We start from the raw sequence: 7560 nt of genomic DNA, 5'->3' as shown, positions 1-7560 counted from the left end.
ATATTTGGTTTGGCAGCGTTCCGCCCTGCGATGAGTGCCCATTAACGTTGGCATAGGAGGCAAACAGAACCGGCTTTTTCCCATTGATTTTCCCTAGTTGCGGTTCGAAGTACAGCATCAATTCAGGTATATCTGTATCCAAAGCATGCTTCATATTTTCCGGTAATCCGGGGTCAACCATCGCCACTACATTTTGCGTTTCCAGTGGTGTCTGTGAGCCAACATATACGTTCATGCCATTGTCACTATCCGTCCATGAAGCCTGCTCCCCTGCTATCTGACCATCGATGAGGATATGTTCGTTGTCTGGCACTTGAAGAGAAAATTGCCATTGATTGTTATTGTCGTCACAGGTGTTTGCGCAAGCAAACAGTCTGCCTGTGTATATCAGCGTCCCACCATCTGAAAACGGGGAAAACGGCGCATAGTCCTTTGCCAGATGCGTGTAGGTTGGGGTTAGCCTGACACTGACTTCGCTAAATACCGCACCATCCTTTCTGAGCAGATACTCCTGCCCTTCCTTATAAATAAGGTGAAAACCATCTGAAACCGGCTCCCAACGCTCAGTTCGGGTTTTATCGGGGTTGCGCACAAAGGCCAGTTTAGTAACGGGTTCGGAAGCCTGATAGGAGAGTATCCATTGCTGATCGGCCTGTTTTACAACGGCAATGTCAACTGAAGAGGCTTTCACACTCCCTACAGGCAAAATCAGGAACAACATAAAGCTGCAGAAAAGCGTTTTCATACCAGAAACCTTCGAGAAAGGGGGAGTCAGTGAGCACAAAAAAGCCCTTAAAATAAGGGCTTAATCAATATATTTTGCAAAATAGGTCTATGGTAGATCCTAGAACGGAATATCGTCATCAAAATCAAAATCAGGTTCGGCCATTGGTGGTGTTTGCTGACCGCCCTGAGGACGTTGTTGAGGCTGTTGCTGGTAGCCTCCGCCTTGATTGCCACCACCCTGATTGCCGCCGTAGGCAGGTTGATTATTGTTATTGCTGTAACCGCCTTGCTGGCCGCCACCTTGTGGACGCTGTTGGTAACCGCCGCCCTGGCCGCCCTGACCACCTTCACGTCCACCCAGCATTTGCATCTGGTCAACGATAATCTCGGTAGTGTAACGATCCTGGCCTTGCTGATCCTGCCATTTGCGGGTTTGCAATTTACCTTCAACGTAAATCTGAGAGCCTTTTTTCAGGTACTCACCTGCAATTTCCGCCAGACGACGATACATAGTCAGGCGGTGCCATTCAGTGCGTTCCTGAACCTGACCTTGCTGATCTTTCCAGCTCTCACTGGTTGCCAGGCTTAAGTTGGCAACGGCGTTGCCGTTGGGCATGTAACGCACTTCCGGGTCGTTACCTAAATTACCGACCAGAATGACTTTGTTAACGCCTCGTGTTGCCATGGATGTCTCCTGTAAATCTGTTACGCGCTTTTATAGCGTCTGTCGTGCTTAATATATTCTAACGAAGCTTGCCAGTATATCTTAAATTTGCCAAGCGCTCAGTCCCTTTTTCTGCTTGCGGACAAGATAAATTGCTAACCGCTGTTTAACGCCAATGATATCAGTGTTCAAGGTCATTTATACCTGAACACTAGCAGGGAATGCTAAACCTCATTTTCCTCAATTCGTTCAAATATGAATCACTACGACGAAAAGCAGGAAATCGTTTCACCGTTTAAATCATTGTTATTTATACACTTTAAAAAATACGTGATAAATTTACACACTTTTTATGGAAAACGTTTTCCCTCTTATGTTATAAATATGTTATTGCTAGCGTGGTCGTTAACCTAAGCATACGAATAATTAATAAATAGATAACGTCCACAGAATTTGAAAAACGAGACACTCTTGCCTTGGGAGTTATATATGAAAACACCATTTAAACTGAGCCTTACCGCACTAGCATTAGTTCAGGGACTGGGACTGTCTGTGGCACATGCCCAGGAAGACACGACCGCCCAGGTACAGGAAGAAGAAACTGAAGTCATTACCGTACGTGGCTTTGGTAGTACGCTGACCCGCTCACTGCAACACAAAAAACTGGCCGACTCTACCGTTGAGATCATCTCGACCGACGATTTGGGCCAGTTACCCGATGTAACCATTACTGACGCGCTGGCCCGTTTGCCTGGCGTTGCCGCCGACCGTGACCGCGGTAACCCTAGTATTCTGTCTATCCGCGGCCTGGGGCCTCGCCTGAACCTGGCGACAATGAATGGCCGCGAAATCGTGAGTGGCGAACCGAGCCGAAGCGTGCGCTATGAACAATTTCCTGCTGAGCTGATCAGCTCGGTAGAAGTCTATAAGAGCCCAATGGCGAACCAAACAGAAGGCGGAATTTCTGGTTTGGTTAACATGAATTTTGTTGAACCTTTGTCGCGCGATGAAGGACTGGTAACGGTCACTGCACATGCCATGGATTACGTGTTGGGTGACGATGTCCCCACCGCCGATGCCAGCGGCAAGCGCGGTAGCTTCAGTATCATCGAGCCTATCTCTGACACCTTTGGTTTTGCCTTTGGTATTGCGTATCAGGATCAGCCATCGGTACAGCGAGAAACTTCTTCTTACTCGTACAACAAATACGAGTGGGACATGGGTGACGTAAACGAAAACGGCATCAAAGAAGCGGCGCCATGGGGTGGTAAATCCGCAACCAAAGGCGGTAACACTGAACGTGTAGGCAGCATGGCCGTGATCCAGTGGCTACCCACTGATGCCCTACAGGTTAAATACAACCTTTTCTATTCCAAGTTTGATATCGAAGAACGTGAAGACCAGTTCTGGTTCGACGGCTGGGGCAACTGGCAGAACTCCAGCCTATGGAACTACCAGAATTCTCAGTATGACACGCAAATTGTGACGACAGAAAATGGTGGCGAACAAATCACCGCTGGCGGCTTAATTTGGGCAAATCACTCGGCTAACAACGCTACCTGGTTCCAGCAAAACGAACTGGTAAGCACCGGTCTGAATCTGGAATGGCAGGGTGATGTTTGGCTAACCGCGCTGGATGTAGGTTACTCAAACGCATCGATTGAATCACGCTGGGTAAATGTCACTTCAACCTATACCGGCCCAACACCCGTTGATATTGGCTGGGATGTAAGCGGCGACCGTCTGGAAGTCGTTGCCAGCGAAGAGATTGGCAATCCGGACTACTACACGCTGAACGGCATGACCGTTGACAACGACCGCATCCTCGACGACGAAATGCTGACCATCAAAGCAGATATGTCTCGCTTTGTAGACTGGGGACACGCCACCCAGCTGAGCTTTGGTGTTCGTTGGTCAGATCGCGAAAAAGATAATGATGTAGTGACATGGTGGCAGGGAGTAACCGACAGTTCTGTTAGCGGCTACGGCAGCAGCTACGCACTGGGCGGCGGCTTTGTATCGCCTGATCTATACACCATCAACAATTGGCAATCAGTAGTTAATCAGGCGTTTGGTGGCATTGACAGCCGCAACGACTACGAACCACAAGCGCAGAACTTATTAAACTCGTGGAACGTGCAGGAAACCAACTCTGCGGCTTACGTTATGGTTAACCTGGACGGCGAACTGTTTGGTATTCCTTATACCGGTAACGCCGGTGTGCGCTATGTTCGCACAGAATCTACGTCTGCCGGTTACCAAACCGAAGACGGCGTAACCATTGACCCAACATCAGTAGACCACAGTTACAGCGAAATTTTGCCGTCACTTAACCTGCGTTTGTCGGTAACCGAAGATTCACAAGTTCGTGTTGGCCTGGCCCGCACCATGTCACGCCCACCGCTGGTAGAAATGCGCACGGGTTTCTGGCTGGATAACCAATCTCCGGTGAAGACGGCTTCAGGTGGTAACCCCAAACTGGACCCCTTTGTGGCTGACCAGATTGACTTAGGTTACGAATACTTCTTCTCAGAAGACGCTGCACTGACGTTCTCTTTGTTCTTTAAAGACCTGAAAACGCACGTGGGTAGCGCCACTGACACCATTACGTTCAACGGCGTTGAATATCAGTTCAGCGGCCCGGTTAACGGCGATGGCGGTCAAATTCGCGGTTTCGAAGTAATGTATCAGCAAGCGTTTACCATGCTGCCAGAGCCCTTTGACGGCCTCGGAATTTACTCGAACTACAGCTACACCGACAGCAACGTGACCGAGTTTGTGCCGGAAGACAACCCACTGCCATTAGGCGGACTGTCGAAAAACGTTGGCAGCCTGACCTTGTGGTACTACAAAGCTGGGTTTGACGCCAAGGTGTCTTACAACTACCGCAGTGCCTACACGCGTGTTGGCAGTTGGGATCCAACGGAAATCACCACAACGCGTGGGGAAGCAACCGTTGATGCCAGTATCTCCTACGACGTGACTGACAAGTTTAAGATCATGCTGCAGGGTCAAAACCTGACTAACGAAGTGTCGCAAAGCTACTTCGACAACGACCCAAGCCGCATCGGCAGTTACATTGAGTGGGGCAAGCGTTACCTGATTGGTTTCCAATACTCCATGTAAGGAACATCGCTGCCTGAGACCCACGGGCAGCGAGTTTTGGCAGAGCCTGACGTGTGTGCCTGGTTCAGGTTCTGCCCGCTTTAAAGCAAGTCCCATTCTGTTTTTAGTTACTACGTTTAAACAAACTGAGGTTACCTCGTGAACTATTTTGCTCGTACGGCATTGCTATTGAGCAATGTACTTTGGCTCAGTGCCTGCCAACCCAATCCGCCTTCGGACACCGCTGATATCGACAGCACCACGTCCGGGGTTGCAATAAGCCAAACCATTAATTTCAATCAACAATGGCAGTTCACTAAAGCCGATGAAAACGGCCAGCCGCCTGCTGATTCATGGCAAACCGTACAGCTACCCCACACGCCAAATCTCGAGCCCGAAGTCGTCAACGATCAATGGCAAGGCATTGCGTGGTACAAGAAAACCTTCGACGCGCCCGCGAGCTGGCATGAAAAAACCGTGCTACTGCGCTTTGAAGCTGCAATGAACGTTGCAACAGTGTGGCTCAACGACCAGCAGTTAGGCGAGCACATGGGGGGCTATCTGCCTTTCACACTGGATCTCACCCCTTACCTGCAACCGGGCAGCAACACGCTAACCGTGAAACTGGACAATCAGGACAATCCGCTGACGGGCCCGAAACCACTGGAGCTATTGGACTTTAATACCTATGGTGGTTTGTATCGCGGCGTGAGTGTGATGGTGAAAGATCCGCTGCACATTACTGACGAGATTCTGGCCGACATTCCTGCAGGCGGCGGTATTTTTGTAACATACCCTCAGGTAAGTGAAGACGTATCCCGCGTCAACATTAAAACTCATGTGGCCAACCAATCAGCAACGCCGGCTACGTTTACCCTAGTGCAAACACTGGAAAATAAAGAGCAAACGATTTCCCAGCAAACCCAGTATACCCTTGAGCCAGGACAGGCTAAACACCTTGAGCAGCAACTTACCGTTGAACAAGCCAGACTCTGGTCGCCGACTCAACCCAACCTGTATACCCTGACTACCGAATTGCGCCGTAACAATGAACTGGTTGAGCGTCAGCAGCGCAAAATCGGTATTCGCGAATTTGCCTTCAATGAAAACCACGAATTGCTGATCAACGGCGAGAAAACCTTCCTACGCGGCGTTAACCGCCATCAGGAATACCCTTTTGTAGGTTATGCCATTTCTCCGCAGGCCGATTACCGCGACGCGGTAAAAATTAAATCAGCCGGATTCGATTATGTGCGCCTGTCGCATTACCCACACTCCCCTGCCTTTATGCAAGCTGCGGATGAACTGGGCTTAGTGTTGCTCAACGCCGTGTTAGGCTGGCAGTTTTATAACGCCGATCCGGCCTTCGATGCGAATATTATCGACAGCTGCGCCGACCTTATTCGCCGTGATCGCAACCACGCCAGCGTGATCGCCTGGGAATGCTCGTTAAACGAATCTGATATGCCAGACGAGTTCATTGCAACACTGCACAACACAGTTAAAACCGAATACCCTGGTGCGTTTTCTGCCGGTTGGGAAAAGGGTTACGACATCTTCGTGCAGGCCCGCCAACACCGTTTACAGCACTACAGCACGCCAAACCAGCCTTACATTGTGTCTGAATACGGTGACTGGGAATACTATGCGCAGAACGCGGGTCTGAACCAGGATGCTTGGGAAGGCCTGAAAGAAGAAGAGCGTACCAGTCGCCAGTTGCTCAATAGCGGTGAAAAGCGCTTGCTACAACAGGCTCTGAACCTACAGGAAGCGCACAACGATAACTTTACCGTGCCTGCATTTGCTGACGGTTATTGGGTGATGTTCGACTACAACCGTGGCTATGCTGATGACATTGAGTCATCGGGTATCATGAGTCTCTACCGCCAGCCTAAGTACAGCTATTACTTATTCCAGAGCCAGCGTTCTCCCGAGGAAGTCGATAACCGCTACACCAGTGGCCCAATGGTATTCATTGCCAGTGATTGGCAAGCTGATTCCAGCCCAGCTGTGCGGGTATTCTCTAACGCCGAACAGGTTAAGCTGTATCTGAACGATACCCTGATTGCACAACAGACGCCGGATACCGACGCACTCAGCTCACACCTGGCGCATCCGCCGTTTACTTTTAAGTTGGCCGGTTTTGAAGCGGGTACGTTGCGCGCGGAAGCGCTCATCGATAACCAGGTTGTTGCGACTCACAGTGTTGCTACGGCGTCCGCCCCCACCCAAATCGCCTTGCGTATTGATGAAAGCGGCATGCCAGTTCAAGCAGGCGTGAAAGACGTGGTATTCGTGTATGCTCAACTGTTGGACGCCAACGGCAACCCGGCTTTCGTCAACAACATCGAACTTTCAGCCAGCAGTACTGGCGATATTACTATATTAAATCAAAGCCCTATTACGACTGCCCGTGGTGAAGCTGCACTGTTAATTGAAGCAGGTCAGCAGTTGAGCGGTGCAACAGTAACCGTTTCCGGCCCGGGACTCGCCGCGGCCACTCTCACGTTTTAACGATTTAGGAGCATTTTAAGGCATGCAAATTCTGGTCACTGGTGGTGCGGGCTATATCGGCACGCACACCTGTGTGGCTCTGCTTAACGCAGGTCACCAGGTCGTCGTTATCGACAACTACAGCAATAGTCACCCACAGGCACTCAAGCGCGTGGAAGCCATTACCGGCCAGTCCATTACCTGCTTTGAAGGCGATGTGGGCGACAAGGCACTGCTGCAACGCATTTTCAGCCAATATGAATTCGATGGCGTAATTCACTTCGCAGGCTCCAAAGCGGTAGGTGAATCTGTTGAAAAACCACTGATGTACTACCGCAACAATGTGACTGCCAGTCAAACCTTGATTGAGTGCATGCTGGAAGCCGACGTACAGGCGCTGGTATTCAGTTCTTCGGCAACGGTATACGGCGATCCGCATACTGTACCCATTGATGAGTCGTTCCCATTGGCACCAACCAACCCTTATGGACGCAGTAAGTACATGGTTGAATTGATCATGCAGGATACCTGTGTGGCCTTTGAGCGTTTCAGTGCCATTATTTTGCGTTACT

At 50.2% G+C, this 7560-nt stretch carries 4 protein-coding genes and 1 pseudogene; 3 read left to right on the top strand and 2 right to left on the bottom strand.

Annotated elements, in window-relative coordinates; translation table 11 throughout:
• Together AC4MRN_RS06885 and ssb are read right to left on the bottom strand one after the other, a co-directional pair.
• A pseudogene (locus AC4MRN_RS06885) lies at positions 1-745 on the bottom strand (hypothetical protein); the annotation flags it as partial.
• A 99-nt stretch (positions 746-844) separates the two neighbouring features.
• Positions 845-1411, bottom strand: coding sequence for a single-stranded DNA-binding protein (ssb, locus tag AC4MRN_RS06880; RefSeq protein WP_073317018.1), 567 nt, complete (start codon positions 1409-1411; stop codon positions 845-847).
• A 468-nt stretch (positions 1412-1879) separates the two neighbouring features.
• On the opposite strand from ssb, the gene AC4MRN_RS06875 reads away from it, so the two are divergent.
• The 3 genes from AC4MRN_RS06875 to AC4MRN_RS06865 all read left to right on the top strand — a co-directional run.
• Positions 1880-4516, top strand: coding sequence for a TonB-dependent receptor (locus AC4MRN_RS06875; protein ID WP_491202856.1), 2637 nt, complete (start codon positions 1880-1882; stop codon positions 4514-4516).
• Positions 4517-4654: 138 nt separating this feature from the next.
• Positions 4655-7009: a glycoside hydrolase family 2 TIM barrel-domain containing protein gene (locus AC4MRN_RS06870; protein WP_491202855.1), complete on the top strand. Its 2355-nt coding sequence runs from the start codon at positions 4655-4657 to the stop codon at positions 7007-7009.
• 22 nt (positions 7010-7031) lie between these two features.
• The coding region (locus AC4MRN_RS06865; RefSeq protein ID WP_491202854.1) for an SDR family NAD(P)-dependent oxidoreductase at positions 7032-7560 on the top strand (529 nt) is incomplete at its 3' end.

It is taken from the genome of Marisediminitalea sp., assembly GCF_984433645.1.
Note: the sequence above shows the minus strand (reverse complement) of the source record. Positions and strands in the feature narration are given on the sequence as shown.